At 62.3% G+C, this 17,794-nt stretch carries 15 protein-coding genes; 9 read left to right on the forward strand and 6 right to left on the reverse strand.

All coding sequences use genetic code 11. The annotated features are described in order from the left end of the window. The first annotated feature begins 14 nt into the window (after positions 1–14). Complete coding sequence (groL, locus tag A0W34_RS07580) at positions 15–1,640, forward strand: chaperonin GroEL (RefSeq protein WP_003941476.1); 1,626 nt, start codon at positions 15–17, stop codon at positions 1,638–1,640. A gap of 282 nt (positions 1,641–1,922) precedes the next feature. Next, complete coding sequence (locus A0W34_RS07590) at positions 1,923–3,368, forward strand: wax ester/triacylglycerol synthase domain-containing protein (protein WP_073512156.1); 1,446 nt, start codon at positions 1,923–1,925, stop codon at positions 3,366–3,368. Between the two features lie 272 nt (positions 3,369–3,640). Here the strand turns inward: A0W34_RS07590 and A0W34_RS07595 are convergent, their stop codons facing one another. Then, positions 3,641–3,844 (reverse strand): PspC domain-containing protein, encoded by a 204-nt coding sequence (locus tag A0W34_RS07595; protein WP_003941534.1) that lies wholly within the window; start codon positions 3,842–3,844, stop codon positions 3,641–3,643. A gap of 145 nt (positions 3,845–3,989) precedes the next feature. Between A0W34_RS07595 and ppk2 the strand changes: the two genes are divergently transcribed. Both ppk2 and A0W34_RS07605 read left to right on the forward strand, forming a co-directional pair. Continuing rightward, positions 3,990–4,904 (forward strand): polyphosphate kinase 2, encoded by a 915-nt coding sequence (gene ppk2, locus A0W34_RS07600; RefSeq protein WP_007733731.1) that lies wholly within the window; start codon positions 3,990–3,992, stop codon positions 4,902–4,904. A gap of 51 nt (positions 4,905–4,955) precedes the next feature. Continuing rightward, positions 4,956–5,789 carry an alpha/beta hydrolase family protein gene (locus A0W34_RS07605; RefSeq protein ID WP_054827775.1) on the forward strand — a complete coding sequence of 278 codons (834 nt, stop codon included), beginning with the start codon at positions 4,956–4,958 and terminating at the stop codon, positions 5,787–5,789. A 4-nt stretch (positions 5,790–5,793) separates the two neighbouring features. On the opposite strand, the gene A0W34_RS07610 is transcribed toward A0W34_RS07605, so the two are convergent. The 3 genes from A0W34_RS07610 to A0W34_RS07620 form a co-directional block, all read right to left on the reverse strand. Next, the gene (locus A0W34_RS07610) at positions 5,794–7,845 is read right to left on the reverse strand and encodes a prolyl oligopeptidase family serine peptidase (protein WP_081557544.1); all 2,052 of its coding nucleotides are present in this window, start codon (positions 7,843–7,845) and stop codon (positions 5,794–5,796) included. Between the two features lie 84 nt (positions 7,846–7,929). Continuing rightward, on the reverse strand, positions 7,930–8,946 hold the full coding sequence (locus A0W34_RS07615) for an alpha/beta hydrolase (RefSeq protein ID WP_003941485.1): 1,017 nt from the start codon (positions 8,944–8,946) through the stop codon (positions 7,930–7,932). A 255-nt stretch (positions 8,947–9,201) separates the two neighbouring features. Then, complete coding sequence (locus A0W34_RS07620) at positions 9,202–10,251, reverse strand: alpha/beta hydrolase (protein WP_007733735.1); 1,050 nt, start codon at positions 10,249–10,251, stop codon at positions 9,202–9,204. Positions 10,252–10,484: 233 nt separating this feature from the next. Between A0W34_RS07620 and A0W34_RS07625 the strand changes: the two genes are divergently transcribed. The 3 genes from A0W34_RS07625 (at position 10,485) to A0W34_RS07635 (ending at position 14,100) form a co-directional block, all read left to right on the forward strand. Beyond that, the gene (locus A0W34_RS07625; protein WP_039973363.1) at positions 10,485–11,471 is read left to right on the forward strand and encodes a dipeptidase; all 987 of its coding nucleotides are present in this window, start codon (positions 10,485–10,487) and stop codon (positions 11,469–11,471) included. Between the two features lie 49 nt (positions 11,472–11,520). Next, on the forward strand, positions 11,521–12,924 hold the full coding sequence (lpdA, locus tag A0W34_RS07630; RefSeq protein ID WP_003941477.1) for a dihydrolipoyl dehydrogenase: 1,404 nt from the start codon (positions 11,521–11,523) through the stop codon (positions 12,922–12,924). 183 nt (positions 12,925–13,107) lie between these two features. Beyond that, the gene (locus A0W34_RS07635) at positions 13,108–14,100 is read left to right on the forward strand and encodes an iron-siderophore ABC transporter substrate-binding protein (RefSeq protein ID WP_073512154.1); all 993 of its coding nucleotides are present in this window, start codon (positions 13,108–13,110) and stop codon (positions 14,098–14,100) included. Here A0W34_RS07635 and A0W34_RS07640 read toward each other — a convergent pair. Next, positions 14,076–14,525 (reverse strand): winged helix-turn-helix transcriptional regulator, encoded by a 450-nt coding sequence (locus A0W34_RS07640; RefSeq protein ID WP_007735410.1) that lies wholly within the window; start codon positions 14,523–14,525, stop codon positions 14,076–14,078. The genes A0W34_RS07635 and A0W34_RS07640 overlap by 25 nt on opposite strands. Positions 14,526–14,643: 118 nt before the next feature. On the opposite strand from A0W34_RS07640, the gene A0W34_RS07645 reads away from it, so the two are divergent. Further along, entirely contained in the window at positions 14,644–15,495 is an 852-nt protein-coding gene (locus A0W34_RS07645; RefSeq protein WP_081557545.1) for an SDR family oxidoreductase, read from the forward strand. 52 nt (positions 15,496–15,547) lie between these two features. Here the strand turns inward: A0W34_RS07645 and A0W34_RS07650 are convergent, their stop codons facing one another. Continuing rightward, positions 15,548–17,149 carry an MFS transporter gene (locus A0W34_RS07650; RefSeq protein WP_047268858.1) on the reverse strand — a complete coding sequence of 534 codons (1,602 nt, stop codon included), beginning with the start codon at positions 17,147–17,149 and terminating at the stop codon, positions 15,548–15,550. A 68-nt stretch (positions 17,150–17,217) separates the two neighbouring features. Between A0W34_RS07650 and A0W34_RS07655 the strand changes: the two genes are divergently transcribed. After that, entirely contained in the window at positions 17,218–17,793 is a 576-nt protein-coding gene (locus A0W34_RS07655) for a TetR family transcriptional regulator (RefSeq protein WP_003941498.1), read from the forward strand. The last annotated feature ends 1 nt before the right edge of the window (position 17,794 follow it).

Genomic DNA, 17,794 nt, shown 5'->3' on the forward strand with positions numbered 1-17,794 from the left:
AGGATCACTTCGCAATGGCAAAGATCATCGCGTTCGACGAAGAGGCACGTCGTGGCCTCGAGCGAGGCCTCAACGCCCTCGCCGACGCTGTCAAGGTGACGTTGGGCCCCAAGGGTCGCAACGTCGTTCTCGAAAAGAAGTGGGGCGCCCCCACGATCACCAACGATGGTGTTTCCATCGCCAAGGAGATCGAACTCGACGACCCGTACGAGAAGATCGGCGCCGAGCTCGTCAAGGAGGTCGCCAAGAAGACTGACGACGTCGCTGGCGACGGCACCACCACCGCTACCGTTCTCGCACAGGCTCTGGTCCGTGAAGGTCTGCGCAACGTCGCAGCCGGCGCGAACCCGCTCGGCCTCAAGCGCGGCATCGAGAAGGCTGTCGAGGCTGTCACAGCTCGCCTGCTCGAGACCGCCAAGGAGATCGACACCAAGGAGCAGATCGCTGCTACCGCCGGTATTTCCGCCGGCGACCCGTCCATCGGTGAGCTCATCGCCGAGGCTATGGACAAGGTCGGCAAGGAAGGCGTCATCACGGTCGAGGAGTCCAACACCTTCGGCCTGCAGCTCGAGCTCACCGAGGGCATGCGCTTCGACAAGGGCTACATCTCGGCGTACTTCGCCACCGATGCAGAGCGTCAGGAAGCCGTCCTCGAAGACGCGTACATCCTGCTCGTCAGCTCCAAGATCTCCACGGTCAAGGATCTGCTGCCCCTGCTGGAGAAGGTCATCCAGTCCGGCAAGCCGCTCCTGATCATCGCCGAGGACGTCGAGGGCGAAGCTCTCTCCACCCTCGTGGTCAACAAGATCCGTGGCACCTTCAAGTCTGTTGCCGTCAAGGCTCCCGGCTTCGGTGACCGTCGTAAGGCTCAGCTCGCCGACATCGCCATCCTCACCGGTGGCGAGGTCATCAGCGAAGAGGTCGGACTCTCCTTGGAGACCGCAGGCCTCGAGCTCCTCGGCCAGGCACGCAAGGTCGTCATCACCAAGGACGAGACCACCATCGTCGAGGGTGCCGGCGACGCCGACGCAATCGCCGGTCGTGTCAGCCAGATCCGCGCCGAGATCGAGAACAGCGACTCGGATTACGACCGTGAGAAGCTGCAGGAACGTCTGGCCAAGCTGGCCGGCGGCGTTGCAGTCATCAAGGCCGGCGCTGCTACCGAGGTCGAGCTCAAGGAGCGCAAGCACCGCATCGAAGATGCAGTGCGTAACGCAAAGGCAGCCGTCGAAGAGGGCATCGTCGCCGGTGGTGGCGTTGCACTTCTCCAGGCAGCTCCCGCACTGGACGACCTCAAGCTCGAAGGTGACGAGGCAACCGGCGCGAACATCGTTCGCGTTGCACTGTCCGCTCCGCTCAAGCAGATCGCATTCAACGCAGGCCTCGAGCCCGGCGTTGTTGCGGACAAGGTCTCCAACCTGCCCGCAGGTCACGGCCTCAACGCTGCGACCAACGAGTACGGCGACCTGCTCGCTGCAGGCATCAACGACCCGGTCAAGGTCACCCGCTCGGCACTGCAGAACGCAGCGTCCATCGCGGCTCTGTTCCTGACGACCGAAGCCGTTGTCGCTGACAAGCCCGAGAAGGCCGGAGCGCCTGCAGGCGATCCGACCGGCGGCATGGGCGGCATGGACTTCTGAGTCCATCTCCACCTAGCTCCTAGAGCCCGGCCCACCATTCGGTGGGCCGGGCTTTTGCTCGTGCGGGGGAGGCAAGTTTCCATGACTTGGCAGCGGCAGCCGCGATGCAGATTGCGGATTCACCTAACCAAGAGGTTGCCTCCTGATCGCTCGGAATCACAGGCACCTTTTCCGATTGCTGGATCCGGTGATACCCAACGATTCCGAGCAGAACCCAGAGGATCGGCATGTCAGCTCGCTACAATTCGGACATTCGTTCAGCGTCGGAATTGAGGGGCATGCATGATCTTTCGGAACTCGTTGCCAGCCGCGGTATCTCAGATGGGGCCGCGAGACGCGGAGTTCGTCTACAACGAGTCCGGCGGACATCTGAGCCACATGGTCTGCGCCTACTTCTTCGACACGACGGGCCATCCGCTCGCAGAGATGACGCACGACGACGCGGTTCGGTGGATCACCGAAAGATTCGGATACTGGCCACTGTTCACGAGTCGACTCCAGCGAGTTCCGCTGGATCTGGACTATCCCTATTGGGTCCCGGCCGATTTCGACGTCGATGATCACGTGCACGTCCATCGTGCCCCGGTTGCCGGGTGGGCGCCGATTCGTGAATTGCTCGGGCGCTCGCTCGGTGAGCCGATGGACTTGTCCCGGCCGCCCTGGGAGTTGCACGTCATGACCGGAGTGCACGGGATCGACGAGCTACCGGGCAATCTGACGCTGATCATGCTCAAGACCCACCACGGGGCCGGTGACGGTCTGGCGATCCGCGATCTGACCAACCTTCTGTTCTCCGGTCCGCCGAAGCCGGAGACGAAGCGTGCCGGTTCGGGGCTTTCGTCGCTGGATTTGATCGGGCGCACGGTCGTGGGTTTGCCCGGCCAGGCGATCCGTTTCGGCCGGGGTCTGTCCGTGACAAAGGTTGCGGCCGAGACGGTTCGGGAGGCGGAAGAGGCCGGAGAGCTGCCTACGTACTCGGCCGACCGCCTGCCGACCCGATTCAACGGCATGCTGGGCGGAGACATCACGATCGATTTCCTGACGCTGGACGGCGCAGACATCAAAGCGATCCGAGCGGCCATTTCGGACGTGACGGTCAACGACATCTTCCTGACCGTCGTCGCCGGCGCTCTCGACGCATACCTGTCGGAGAAGGGCGAGAAATCAGGCAGTGGGTTGGCGGCGATGGTTCCCCGATCGATGCGGCAGATCGCCGAATGGGAATCGGCCAACCAACTGGCGCTGTTGACGGTCGATCTGCACACGGACGTCGAAGATCCGGTCGAGCGGCTGACACGAATCAGGGATTCGGCGCTGATGGCAAAGGGGCGGAGTTTGCACCCAGCCGTCCGTCGATACGGCACACGCATCGAAACGTCGCCCGCGGCTCTGCTCAGACTCACCGGTCTCTCGCGTCGGATCAACAAGCTTGACCCTTCGCACAAGGTCATTCAGAACACGACGATCAGCAATGTCCCGGTATCGGTCGACGGCAATGTCTTCGAAGGTGCGCCGGCGGTGGCAGTTCTCGGCGGGCAGGCGCCGGTCGACGGAGACATTCTGCGCCACTTCCTCATTGCTGCGCGTGGAGGTTCTCTGACGCTCAATGTCATCGTCTCGCGAGAGACGATGCCGGATATCGAGCACTACATCGAATTATTGCGGGTGGGGTTCACGACGCTTCTGCAGGCAGTTTCCGACCAAAATCGTGAGTTGGTCGAACGATAATCTCTCGGCACCCCCGGCTTTACGCCGCCTGTCATTCCCTGAGTTTTCGGATTGGCGTCATTTCCTCGTCCCAAGCGAACCACTGAACATCTTGGTTGGGCAGCGTCAGTGGCCTGGCCGTCAAGGGTCTCGAGGCCCTCGCTGCGCTCAGCGGTGGAGAGTTGAAGGCCGCCAAGTGGATTGTTGATTTCGGGGCCTGCTCGTGTTGGCGCGTAGGCCCCGAAATACCTTTTGTCGGCGCGTAATTCTCGCCATGTGAATTGCCGGAATTCTCACCCTAATGGCATGAGCATCCAGGCGGCGAGATATACCAATGCCGCGGTTCCACCCGTGCAAATAGCGGCGATAACGGCGAGTAGACGGACAAGATTGACGTCGGCGCCGAAGTAATCTGCAATTCCGCCGCACACTCCGGCGAACATTTTCTTGTCGTTGGAACGGGTGAAGGGGCGAGGTGTGTTGCTTTCGAATGTCATGCTTCAATTCTGAAGCGAGATCGCATCAGGCACCATCGGGGACGACCCCCATCTGCACCCTGATCTTTTGAGCCCGTCGTGTCATACCCCGGTAGTTCATCCCAGCTTCACCGAACGGTTGCTGCGGGAGACTAACTTGTCGGCGGTGACCGATTTAGCAGAACGCCGACCGTTCCTCAGCGCCTTCGCGGACCTCTCGACCGCCGTCGATCTGGCCGACACCGCCGCCTTCACCGTCGACGACAATGACGACGACGATCCGGTGCTGCTGACGTCGCCGGACGGTTTCGAGGTCGACACCTGGCGGGAGGGATACCCGTACGACGCACGGATGCCTCGGGACGAGTACGAAATGTCCAAGCGTCTGCTGCAGATCGAACTCCTCAAGCTGCAGAACTGGTCGAAAGAAACCGGCGCACGGCACGCCATTGTGTTCGAAGGACGCGACGCTGCCGGCAAGGGCGGAACGATCAAACGATTCATGGAGCACCTCAATCCTCGTGGCGCTCGCGTCGTCGCGCTGGAGAAGCCGTCGGCTCGCGAGTCGACGCAGTGGTACTTCCAGCGCTACGTGCAGCACCTTCCCGCCGCCGGGGAACTGGTGATGTTCGATCGATCTTGGTACAACCGGGCCGGGGTCGAGCGGGTCATGGGTTTCTGCACCGACGAGGAGCACGAGCGATTTCTGCGCCAGGTGCCGTTGTTCGAGCAGATGCTCGTCGACGACGGCATCAGCTTGATCAAGTTCTGGTTCTCGGTTTCACCGCTGGAGCAGCGCACGCGGTTCGCGATCAGACAGGTCGATCCCGTGCGGCAGTGGAAGCTTTCGCCGATGGACATCGCTTCTCTGGACAAGTGGGATGCGTACACGGCGGCGAAGGAAGAGATGATCCGGTTCACCGATACCGCCACCGCTCCGTGGACCGTCATCAAGAGCAACGACAAGAAACGCGCGCGGATAAACGCGATGCGTCACGTGCTCAGTCAGTTCGATTACGACAACAAGGATTACGAGATCGTGGGTACTCCGGATCCGCTGATCGTGGGAAGCCTCGAATAGTCGGCGCGTGGGCTCTGCCCATCCGCGGCGTGGGTGGTTAGTGTGAGTTGAATGGAGACCGTACCGATCCAACTCCCCGACGGCACCGTGACCCCGATCCGTCTGTTTCCCGGACCGAACGACGACGCACCCGTGGTGGTGATGTTGCCAGGGCTCGGAGTTCCCGCCGGGTTCTACGATCCGGTGGCGCAGGCCCTGGTCGAAGCCGGCTTCAATGCGGCCATCGGTGAACTGCGCGGCCAAGGTGACAGCAAACCGCGCCCGAGCGCGTCGAGTGCTTTCGGATATCAGGAACTGGTCTCGATCGATTGTCCGGCGACGTTCGAGGTGGTGCGCGAGCGGTTTCCGGCCAGCACACCATTTCTGATGGGGCACAGCATGGGCGGCCAGATCGGGGTCATGTACGCGTCGAGGATTCGGGGCCGGCTCGGCGGACTGATCCTGGTTGCCTCCGGATCGCCGTATCACCGCGGATTCCCCGGAATCCGTGCGCCCGGACTCTATCTGGGTTCGTCCGCGATGTCGGTGACAGCCAACATTGCCGGCTTCTGGCCGGGAGACCGGGTCAACGTCGGCGGCTTCGGTCGACAGTCGAAAGTACTGATCACCGATTGGGCACGGTTCGCCAGGACCGGTCGCATGGAACCCATCGGTGCGGATATCGACTACGAGGAGCGGATCGCTCGCCTGACCTTGCCGGTTCTGTCGATCACGATCGAAGGGGACGATCTCGCTCCACGCCGGTCGGCAAAGAACCTGGTGGACAAGCTCTCCGGGGCCCAAGTGACGATGACGCACATCGACGAACCACTCGGTCACAACGGTTGGATACGCAATCCCACCGCTGTGAGCGAGCGCGTCGTCGCGTGGTTGCGCGACCGCTGAAAGATCAGGCGAGCTTCTGCCAGAGGAACTCGTAGGTCAGCGCGGTCTTGAATGCCAGCTGAGCATTGTCCGCGGCGCCGCCGTGGCCACCCTCGATGTTCTCGAAATACAGCACCTGCTTGCCCAGCTCTTCCAGCCGTGCGGCCATCTTGCGGGCATGCGCGGGGTGGACGCGGTCGTCGCGGGTGGATGTCGCGATCAGGATCGGTGGGTACGACGCGGCGGCGTCGATGTTCTGATACGGCGAATACTCCGAGATGAATGCCCACTCCTCCGGGACATCGGGGTCACCGTATTCGGCCATCCAGGACGCGCCGGCCAGCAGGAGATGGAATCGACGCATGTCCAGCAGCGGGACCTGGCAGACGATGGCGCCGAAGAGTTCGGGGTACTTGGTCAGCATGATGCCCATCAGCAGGCCGCCGTTGCTTCCGCCCTGAGCTGCCAGAAGATCCGGGGTCGTGATTCCGCGATCGACGAGGTCTCTCGCGACGGCAGCAAAGTCTTCGTGCACCTTGTGGCGCCCAGCCTTGAGAACCTGTGTGTGCCAACCGGGTCCGTACTCGCCGCCACCACGAATGTTCGCAACCACATAGGTTCCGCCCTGCGTCAACCAGGCACGGCCCAGAGAACCGCTGTACGACGGCGTCAGCGAGATCTCGAATCCGCCGTACCCGTAGAGCAGGGTGGGGCCGGGCTCGCTACGCGGATTGCGGACCACGAAATAGGGGATGAGGGTGCCGTCGGCGGAGGTGGCGAAGAACTGCTCCGTGGTGATGTCCTCGGCGTCGAAGAACGCGGGAGCCTGCTTGAGGGCAGTGGGTTCGGTTTCGCCGATCACGCCGTGCAAAAGAGTTGCAGGGGAGGTGTATCCACTCGAATTGACGAAGTACTCGTTGCTGACATCAGGGTCGGTGTCGAGAATTTCGATACTGGTCAGTTCTGGAAGCCCTTCGAAAGGTCGATCCTCCCAGCCGTTTTCGCCCGGCGTCAGGATTCGCAGCGTCGTGCGCACGTCGGTCAGGACCACCAGAATCAGATGATCGCGTGTCCAGGTGTAGTGCTCGAGCGAGGAATGTGCGTCGGGTTCGAAGATCGATGTCAGTGCTCGTGAGCCGGCAAGGAAATCGTCGTAACGGATGGCAAGCAGTGCGCCGGTCGGATATTCGGTGTCCTCGACGGCCCACACGGACTTGGTGCGGATCAACAACCACTCGTGGTGAATCGAGATCCCGGCGTCCTCGGGGACGTCCACGAGCACCAGTTCACCGTCGGGGCGAACTTCGAAATGCTGAGAGTTGTAGAAATCGACCGAGCGAGTGACGAAGTCCCGTTCGAACCCGGGCGTCGGATCGTGCGAAGCCGAGATGGCCACGTCCGTGGCCTGGCCCTCGTAGACGGTCTCGGCGCTGGAGAGGGGAGTGCCGCGCTTCCACCGCTGGGCCAGACGGGGATATCCGGAATCGGTGAGCGACCCCGGTCCGATATCCGTTCCGACGTAGACGGTATCGATGTCGATCCAGTCGATGTCGGTCTTGGCCTCGGGAAGGTAGAAGCCGGGATTCTCGCCCTCGGGAGCGAGGAACTCGCGCTTGTCGATGTCGAACTCGCGAACGACCGCCGCGTCTGCCCCGCCGCGGGAGAGGCTGATCAATGCACGGTTGCGGTGTGGCCGTAGAAGTTGCGTGCCCTTCCAGACCCAGTTCTCGCCCTCGGCCTCGGCCAGGGCGTCGAGGTCGACCAGGACGTCCCATTCCGGGTCGTCGGTGACGTACTGATCGAACGTCGTGCGTCGCCACAATCCGCGAACGTGGGTGCTGTCGCGCCAGAAGTTGTAGAGGAACTCACCTCGACGGCGGACGTAGGGGATTCGCGCGTCGGTATCGAGGATCTCGCGCACGTCGCTCTGTAGTCGATCGAAGCGCTCGTTGTCGGTGAGCTGCTCCTCGGTCACGGCATTGTGCTGACGGACCCAATCGAGTGCAGACTCACCGGTCACGTCTTCGAGCCAGAGGTAGGGGTCGTCGCCGGTGGTGGGCTGCTGATCGGAAGTCATACGTCCATTCTTACTGCTCGCTCCCGACAGCACTCGACCCCGCTCCCGAAACACTGGAGCGGGGTCGAGTGAGAACGAATCGGGTCAGACGCCCAGGGAGTGAGCGAGCATCGGCCAGGAGTTGTGGAGATCGTCCTGCCAGTAGCCCCACGAGTGGGTGCCGGTCGGCTTGAAGTCGAAGGTGGCCGGGATCTTCAGATCGCTCAGGCGGTAGGCGAGGTTGTGGGTGCAGTAGTTGACCGCTGCCTCGATGACGCCGCCGACGATCGCCTGGTTGGCGAGCGCACCGACCTGACCGTTGATCGCGGGATTGGCGAGAGTGTCGTGTGGGCCGGGGAGTCCGGAGCCGGTGGAGACGTAGAGTTCGGTGCCGCGGAGCTTCTCGGCGTTGAGGACCGGATCGTTGTCCTTCCAGCCCTGACCGTCGAGCGGGCCCCACATGTTGGTGATGTCAGCTCCGCCGCGGGTACCTGTGACAAGTTCGATCGCACTCTGACCGACGGGGGTGCTGGTCTCAGCGCATCCGCTGTACGCCCCGACGCCCTTGTAGAGGCCGGGAGCCGCGATGGCGAGGTTGAGGACCGAGGTCGCGGTCATGGAGATCGCGGAGATCGACTGGACCTTGTTGGTGTTGAACTCGGCGTCGATGACGGGCGGGAGTTCCTTGGTGAGGAACGTCTGCCACTTCTGGCGACCGAGAACCGGATCGTCGTTCACCCAGTCGGTGTAATAGCTGAACGCGCCTTCGAGTGGAGTGACGACGTTGACGTTCTTGTCCTGGAAGAAGTTCATGACGTCGGTCTTGCGTTGCCAGGTCGCCGAGTCTTCGCCGCCGCCTGCACCGTTGAGCAGGTAGAGCGTCGGGCGGGGTTCGCTGCCATCTGCGGGGAGGATGACCTCGAGCGGGATGTTGCGATCCATCGCCGGGGAGAAGACCGAGATGGTGACCTTGCGGTCGCCGGTCTTGGTGTTGCTCACGACGTGCGATCCGGACGTGTCACCGCCCGCAGAAGCTGTCGCCGGACTGATCAGCATCGGCAGCACCGTGGCCACTGCGAGAGCTGCGATCACACTGCCACGCTTGAAAATTCGAGCACGCATACGTTCGGATCCTCCACCTGAATGTCTTCGGATCCGGAACGGATCGAAGTGCCTGTGAGCCCTTACTGGAACAGGTTCACTTTTTGTTATGTGTCAGTAAAGCAGAGCGGGCGCAGAAAGTGACGCGATTCGATTGCCTGACAATTGAATTGGCCCCGGAATTAACCCCCGAACTAACCCCCGAATCGGCCCAGACAAGCACTCGACCCCGCTCCCGGAAGTGCAGGGAGCGGGGTCGAGTCGGAACGATTTCGGTCAGATGCCCATCGAACGAGCGAGCATCGGCCAGGAGTTGTGGAGATCGTCTTCCCAGTAGCCCCACGAGTGGGTGCCGGTCGGCTTGAAGTCGAAGGTGGCCGGGATCTTGAGATCGTTGAGGCGGTAGGCGAGGTTGTGGGTGCAGTAGTTGACTGCTGCCTCGATGACGCCGCCGACGATCACCTGGTTGGCGAGTGTGCCGACCTGTCCGTTGATCGCCTCGTTGTTCAGGGTGTCGTGCGGGCCGGGGAGTCCGGAGCCGGTGGAGATGAAGAGCTCGGTGCCGCGGAGCTTCTCGGCGTTGACGACGGGGTCGTTGTCGATCCAGCCCTGGCCGTCGAGGGGGCCCCACATGTTGGTCACGTCAGCGTCGCCGCGCATGCCCACAACCAGTTCGATGGAGGACTGGCCGACCGGTGTGCTGGTCTCGGCGCATCCGCTGTATGCACCGACGCCCTTGTAGAGGCCCGGAGCTGCGATGGCGAGGTTGAGGACCGAGGTCGCGGTCATCGAGATCGCGGAGATCGACTGGACGCCGTTGGTGTTGAACTCGGCGTCGATGACGGGCGGGAGTTCCTGGGTCAGGAACGTCTGCCACTTCTGACGGCCGAGGGACGGGTCGTCGTTCACCCAGTCGGTGTAGTAGCTGAATGCACCTTCGAGCGGGGTGACGACGTTGACGTTCTTGTCAGCGAAGAACTCGTTGACGTCGGTCTGACGCTGCCACGTCGCCCGGTCTTCGCCGCCGCCTGCACCGTTGAGCAGGTAGAGGGTCGGGCGGGGTTCGCTGCCGTCTGCCGGGAGGATGACCTCGAGCGGAATATCGCGTTCCATGGAAGGGGAGTACACCTTGATGGTGGCGATGCGCCCGTTGTCCGTGCGGCTCGAGAGCTTGGAACCCGTTGTGTTTGCCTTGGCAACAGTTGCCGTGGTGGTCGACGGATCTCCGCCTGCGGACGACACTGCAGGGCTGATCAGCATCGGCAGCACGGATACTGCGGCTACAGCGGCGACCAGACGGCCACGCTTGAAAGTGCGAGCACGCATACGTTCAGAAACCTCCACCTAAAATTCCTTCGAATCCGCCCAGGAGTGAACGGTCCTTTGTTGCTGTTCCCGTACGGGAATTCATGCTGGGTACATGCTCTGTCGATAGGTACAGGGCGTGTGAGTCTTGTAAGTTCTACCGCATCGGTGCGTTATCCGCCAGTGAACCAGAGATTTGCTGAACGTACGACCAGTTTCAGGTGAATTTCCCTGATCATCGACGGGATTAGTGAGTGAACCGGACATATCCACTATGGGAACAACATTGTTGCCTACCTCTGCAGTCGAACGCGTCTGTCGAAGATCTTCTCCGATATCAGCGCCCAGCGGGGAGTTACGTTTCGGTGAACGTCGGTTACTCGCCGCAGACTCGCGCGGACTCGACGGCAATCGCCAAGAGTTTCGCGTGGCAGGCGCGGGTCGAGTTCCCGGAGATCACCCCTGTCTTCAGCGTCGACGGCGTCGTGGAGATTCAGGAGTCCGGCGGAATCGCCCTGGCCTTCGACCTGGAAGACTCGAATCCGCTGGAGGGAGACCTGGCCAACGTCTCGTACTTCTGCGACCTCGGAGTCCGCTCGATGTTGCCGACGTACAACTACATGAATGCTGCCGGCTGTGGCTGCTTGGACCTGGCGGACACGGGGTTGAGTGGATACGGCCGTGACCTGGTTGCCGAGATGAATCGCGTCGGAATGACGGTCGACGGCTCACATTGTTCGGTACAGACGGGGTTGGACATCTCAGCTATCACCCAGCGAGCAATGATCTACAGCCACTCGAATCTCCGAAGGTTGTGGGAGCATCCGCGCAACATCACCGACGATCAGGCCAGGGCGTGTGCGGAGACCGGCGGCGTCATCGGGATCAACGGCGTCGGCATATTCCTCGGCGTCAACGGACCGGATGACGACCAGGCTCGGCTGTCCGCGATGGCCGACCACATCGAAGAGGCTGTGGGACTCGTCGGCATCGATCATGTCGGGATCGGCTCCGACTTCTCCTTCGACGCCGACGACTTCCGCGAAGAGATCGAGCAGAACCCGTCGTCGTTCTCCGAGGCGTACACCGCGTGGGGGCCACTGCAGTGGACTCCTCCGGAGGAGGTGCTGACACTTGATCAGGTATTGCGTGAGCGGGGCTTCGACGAGCCGTCGATCGAGGCCGTGTACGGCGGAAATTTCGCCCGAGTTGCCCGAGAAGTGTGGGCTACCGACGGGTAATACGACCATCTGGGGACAGCGAAACGATGCAGGACTACCCTGGTGAATCGTGACCTCACACTATGACGTCGTTGTCCTCGGAGCCGGCCCCGGTGGGTACGTCGCTGCTATCCGCGCGGCACAACTGGGCCTGAGCACCGCCATCATCGAGCAGAAGTACTGGGGCGGTGTATGCCTGAATGTCGGCTGCATTCCGTCCAAGGCGCTTCTCCGTAACGCCGAACTCGCGCACATCTTCACGAAAGAAGCGAAGACGTTCGGCATGTCCGGAGACGTGTCCTTCGATTTCGGCTCCGCTTTCGATCGCAGCCGCAAGGTCGCGGACGGGCGAGTCAAGGGCATTCACTTCTTGATGAAGAAGAACAAGATCCCGGAGTACGACGGCAAGGGCACGTTCGTCGACGCCAACACCATCAGCGTGGAGCTGAGCAAGGGTGGCACCGAGACGATCACGTTCGACAACGCCATCATCGCGACCGGTTCGTACACCAAGCTGCTGCCCGGCACCTCGCTGAGCGAGAACGTCGTGACCTACGAAGAGCAGATCCTCACCCGTGACCTTCCGGGTTCGATCCTCATCGTCGGTGCCGGCGCGATCGGCATGGAGTTCGGTTACGTCCTCAAGAACTACGGCGTCGACGTCACGATCGTCGAGTTCCTCGATCGGGCACTGCCCAACGAGGACGCCGACGTCTCGAAGGAAATCGCCAAGCAGTACAAGAAGCTCGGCGTCACCATCAAGACCGGTGCCGCTGTGCAGTCCATCAGCGACGACGGCAGCAAGGTCACCGTCTCGATCAAGGACAACAAGTCCGGCGAGATCGAGACCGTGGTCGTCGACAAGGTTCTGCAGTCCGTCGGCTTCGCACCGCGCGTGGAGGGCTTCGGTCTCGAGAACACCGGTGTCGCGTTGACCGATCGCGGCGCCATCGCGATCGACGACTACATGCGCACCAACGTCCCGCACATCTTCGCCATCGGTGACGTCACCGCCAAGCTGCAGCTCGCGCACGTCGCAGAAGCTCAGGCTGTCGTCGCTGCCGAGACCATCGGCGGCGCGGAGACGCAGACACTCGGTGACTACCGGATGATGCCGCGTGCGACGTTCTGCCAGCCGCAGGTCGCCTCGTTCGGTTTGACCGAGGAGCAGGCCAAGGCCGAGGGCTACGACGTCAAGGTCGCGAACTTCCCGTTCGCTGCCAACGGCAAGGCACACGGTCTCGGTGACCCGACCGGTTTCGTCAAGCTGATCGCCGACAAGAAGTACGGCGAACTGCTCGGCGGGCACCTCATCGGACCGGACGTTTCGGAACTGCTGCCCGAGCTGACCTTGGCCCAGAAGTGGGACCTCACGGTCAACGAGTTGGCACGCAACGTCCACACCCACCCCACGCTCAGTGAGGCACTGCAGGAAGCGATCCACGGCCTCGCCGGCCACATGATCAACTTCTGACGGCAGGGCCTTCGGCCCCGTGCGCCTTTTTGGTAGTTCGCTCTACCGGAAAGGCACACGGGGTTTTTCGTCTTTTGTGTCGAGTTGTGTTGCGAAACCGCCAACTGAGGCCTTCGAGTCGGGGTGTAGGCGCGCAACGCATTAGCGTCCCGAGTCGACCATCCGGCTTTCGAAGGACCACTCATGAAAACTCGTTCCGTACTGCTCGCGGCTTGCGTCGCGCTGACGCTCTCCGCCTGTGGAACCTCAGGTGACGCCGGATCGGACACCGAAGCTTCGGGTGCCGCCGAGGCGGGGGCGTTCCCCGTGACCGTCGACCACGCTTACGGCTCGACCACGATCGACGCGGAGCCTATGCGCATCGTGACCATCGGATGGAGTGGCCAGGATTCGGTGATTGCACTGAACAAGGTCCCGGTCGCCATGGAGAGCTTCTCCGGCGACGGCATCGAGAACAACATTCTGCCTTGGGACGCTTCGCGTCTGAACGGTGCGAAGCCCGTTCTCATGACGACCAATCCCGATATCCCGTTCGAGCAGATCCTCGGGCTCGATCCCGACGTGATCCTCGCCGTCTACTCCGGTATCGACGAGGGCGAGTACAAGCGCCTCAGTGACATCGCGCCGACCGTCGCCTTCCCCGACCAGCCGTGGGATACCGCGTGGGACAAGCAGATGAGCATGATCGGCGCGGCGCTCGGACAGCCGGCGCAGGCGCAGACGCTGATCGACGAGACCGGGGCGTACTTCGAGAAGCAGGCCGCTGATCACCCGCAGTTCCAGGGCAAAACCTCGACGTATGCGATGCGCACCGATGAGGGCTTGATCGTCTTCTGCGGCACCGACCCGCGGATCCGTCTTCTCGGCCAGCTCGGGGTGAAGACCTCGCCCGGTGTCGACGCAGTGTGCACTTCCGGCGACAGTTCGGTGTCCGTGGGCATGGAATCCATCGACACACTCGACGCCGACGTCTTCATTCTCGTCGACGCCGACGGCACCAACCTGGACAAGCTCATGTCCTTCGGTCCGTTCGCGAACATGACCTCGGTGTCGAACGGCCGTCTGGTTCGTCTGGTCGGAATGGACTACGCGATGGCTACGTCCGCTCCGACGGTGCTGAGCGTTCCCTACGCATTCGACGAGTTCATCGCTCAGCTCTCGGACAAGTTGAGCTGATTCCGGGCGTCGTACGACGCTTGTGACGCAACGATTTTCGGCACCTGCGATTCGAGTAGTTCGATCAGGGCCGTGATCTTTGCGGCGACGTCGGCGCCGAGTTCGGTCAGGCTGTATTCAACTTTGGGCGGGATGGTTTCGAGTACCTCACGGTGCACGAGGCCATCCCGCTCGAGTGTTTGCAGGGTCTGCGAGAGCATGCGCTCGCTGACTCCGTCGACGCGTCGGCGCAGGGCACTGAACCGGTACGGGCCCTCGTTCAATGCCGCCAGCGCGAGTGCGCCCCAGCGTCCGGTTGCATTCTGCAATGCCGCCCGAGAGTTGCACCCGCGAGCGAAGACGTCAGCCTCGAGTGTTGGGTCCACGACGTCGGCATTCGGATCAGGGGTCTGGGCAGCACGTGAAGGTGAGTCGGTGCTGGTCATGAACCCAGGCTACTACTGCACGATCCCATAGCGCTAACTCGACATGTTGCACTTACGAAAAATAAGTGCATGATGGTTGCAGAACGCATTTACGCTTCAACCTGGATCGGGAGTTCGCATGAGCATTGCAGTCACCGGCGCAACCGGAAACCTCGGACAACTGGTAGTCGAGTCGTTGATCGAGCGGGGAACCGCCGCGTCCGACATCGTCGCAGTGGTCCGCAATCCGCAGAAGGCGCAAAGCCTCGCCGCCCGCGGAGTAGTTGTACGTCGGGCGGACTACGCCGATGCCTCGGCGTTGGAAATCGCATTGGCGGGAGTCGACAAGCTGGTGCTGATCTCGGGAAGTGAAGTGGGGTCACGGCTCGCGCAACACACCAACATCATCGACGCGGCGAAGGCTGCCGGTGTCGGATTCATCGCGTACACGAGCATCTTGAATGCTCGAGACACTCCGATGAAGCTTGCTGCCGAGCACAAGGCGACCGAGGACGTGCTCACCCGAAGCGGTATTCCGTTCGCACTGTTGCGCAACGGTTGGTACTGGGAGAACTTCACCAACGACCTGGCCGGTGTGATCGAACGCGGCGCACTCGTCGGTGCGGGAGCGGACGGAAAGATCGCGGCTGCGGCGCGTGTGGACTACGCCGACGCCGCAGCAGTAGTCGCGACCACCGATGGTCATGAAGGTGCAGTGTACGAGTTGGGCGGTGACGAGAGGCTCACCTACGCCGAATTGGCCGAGAAGATCAGCGAGTTTGCCGGCAAGCCTGTCGCGTACCAGTTCGTGAGCGAGGACGCATACAAGGGGATTCTCGAGAGCGTCGGCCTGCCTGCCCCGGTCGCAGAGATTCTCGCGGATTCCGATGCTGCAATTGCCAAGGGGGCATTGGACACCGAGTCGGGTGACCTGCAGAAGTTGATCGGCCGCAGCAGCACTCCGGTGACTGAGGTGTTGAGGAAGGCCTGACCTGCTGTGCGCCTTTATTAACCGCGGGCGGTTAATAAAGGCGCACAGGGGGTTACCCCATGTGGACTGCACCCTCGGCGGGCAGATCACCCTTCTTGGCGCGGACCAGAACCAGCACTACCGGTGCGATGATCGCCAACAGGATTGCCGCCCAACCGAATGCGGCCGAGTATCCGGATACCTCGGCGCCGAAGAAGTAGTCCGTCATCGAGGCGACGAAGTCCTGCACCGGCTGGGGGAGTAGCGCCAACTGATCGCCGGTCGGGATGGTCGCGTTCGACATGTCGACAGGAATGCCTTCCGGCGGGATCGGCGCCGCGTTGTTGACGGTGAAGGCCGACTTTGCCGAAGCGTAGATCGTGGTGAACAGTGCGGTTCCGAGTGCGCCGCCGATCTGCAGGGTGGCGTTGACCAGGGCACTGGCAGCGCCGGCGTCGTGGTCGGGGACACCGATCAGTGCGAGGTTCTGCATCGGCACCATCAGCAGACCGAGTCCGAAGCCGAAGATGGCGAGGCCGGGGAACACGTGCGTCCAGTAGGAGCTGTGTACCTCGATCTGGGTCAGCATGAGCAGTCCTACTGCTGCCACCAGCGGGCCGGCGACCATGAGCGGCTTGGGGCCGATCTTGGTGGACAACTGCGCTGCGATGGTCGACGCCAAGACGATGAAGAACGCCATCGGCAGCGATCCGACGCCGGCCATGACCGGGCTGAATCCGAGCACGATCTGCAGGTAGAACGTCAGGTACAACGTGCCGCCGAGCAGGGCGGCGCCCACCAGCATGGAGCCGATCAGAGCAGCGCCGCGATCGCGATGCCACGGAACGCTCAGCGGTAGAAGCGGATTCTTGCTGCGGCTCTCGACGACCACGAAGATCGCGAGGAAGACCAGACCCAGTGCGATGAACAGCAAAGTGTCCGCCTGACCCCAGCCGTGCTCGGCGCGTGTGAATCCGTAGACCAGTGAGCCGAGCCCCAGGGCGATTAGGACAGCGCCGGGAAGGTCGTAGCTCGTGTCGCCGTGCGCTTTGGTTTCCTTGACGATCGGGACGGCCGCAGCGATGGCGATCAGCGCGATCGGGATGTTGACGAGCAGGCACCAGCGCCAGTCGACGTACTGCGTCAGCACTCCACCGAGGAGAAGGCCGATAGCAGCGCCACCGCCGGAGATCGCGCCGTAGACGGCAAAAGCCTTGGCGCGCTCCTTCTCTCCGATGAAGGTGGTGGTGAGCATCGACAGCGCGGCGGGCGCGAGCAGTGCTGCGAAGACGCCCTGGCCGGCGCGGGCGATGAACAGTTCGATACCGCTCTGCGCGATGCCGCCGATGCCGGAGGCAACCGCGAAGCCCGCCATGCCGACGATGAAGGAGCGCTTGCGGCCCCAGTAGTCGGCGATACGTCCGCCGAGGAGCAGCAGCGCACCGAACGCCAAGGCGTACGACGTGACCACCCACGCGCGGTCAAGGTCGCTGATGCCCAGTTCCTCCTGGGCTGCCGGTAGGGCGATGGAGACGATGGTGCCGTCGAGCACCACCATGAGTTGAGCGAACGCGACGATGCAGAGCACCAGCCAGCGACGTTGATGATTCGGATTCTCGGAGACAGCCGGGATCGGTGGCAGAGTGCCGCCGTCGACGTGGGACGTGGTGGTCATTGGAAAAAGGTATTCCAGCCTTCTCGGGTGAGTCAAACGAAATAGTTCGTTCGGTTACCATCATCACTATGGCTCCCACTGACGTGACCGCGACGAAACAGCGAATCCTCGACGCTGCGCAAGAAGAATTCGGCACCTACGGGCTTGCCGGTGCGCGCATCGATCGGATTGCGAAGAACGGAAACGCCAGTAAGGAGCGCCTCTACGCCTATTTCGGTGACAAGGTCGCGTTGTTCCACGCGGTGCTCGACGTCGACTTCGAGCAGGCGATGGAATCCGTCGAGTTCACCGGTGAAGACATGCCCGCGCATGCTGTCGAACTGTTCGACGCAATGCTCGGCAAACCACAGATTCAACGGATGATGATCTGGGGTCAATTGCAGGGTGAGGCACCACGGATGAAGAAGTTGGCCGAGGAACATTCCAGCTGGGTTCCGCGAATGGCCACGATTCGCAAGGCTCAAGAAGACGGCCTCATCTCGAAGCACTGGGACCCCCAGGACCTGATCACGATGCTGTTCGGCCTCGTGTTCGGCTGGGTGGTGGCCCCCGGTGTGGCCGACAACCAGAACGTCGACGCCGACGAGATCGCGCGCCGCCGTGAAGTGGTGCGCGAGGCCGTCACTCGAATCTGCAAGCCGTGAC

The organism is Rhodococcus sp. BH4 (assembly GCF_002079265.1).
Taxonomy (GTDB): domain Bacteria; phylum Actinomycetota; class Actinomycetes; order Mycobacteriales; family Mycobacteriaceae; genus Rhodococcus_F; species Rhodococcus_F qingshengii.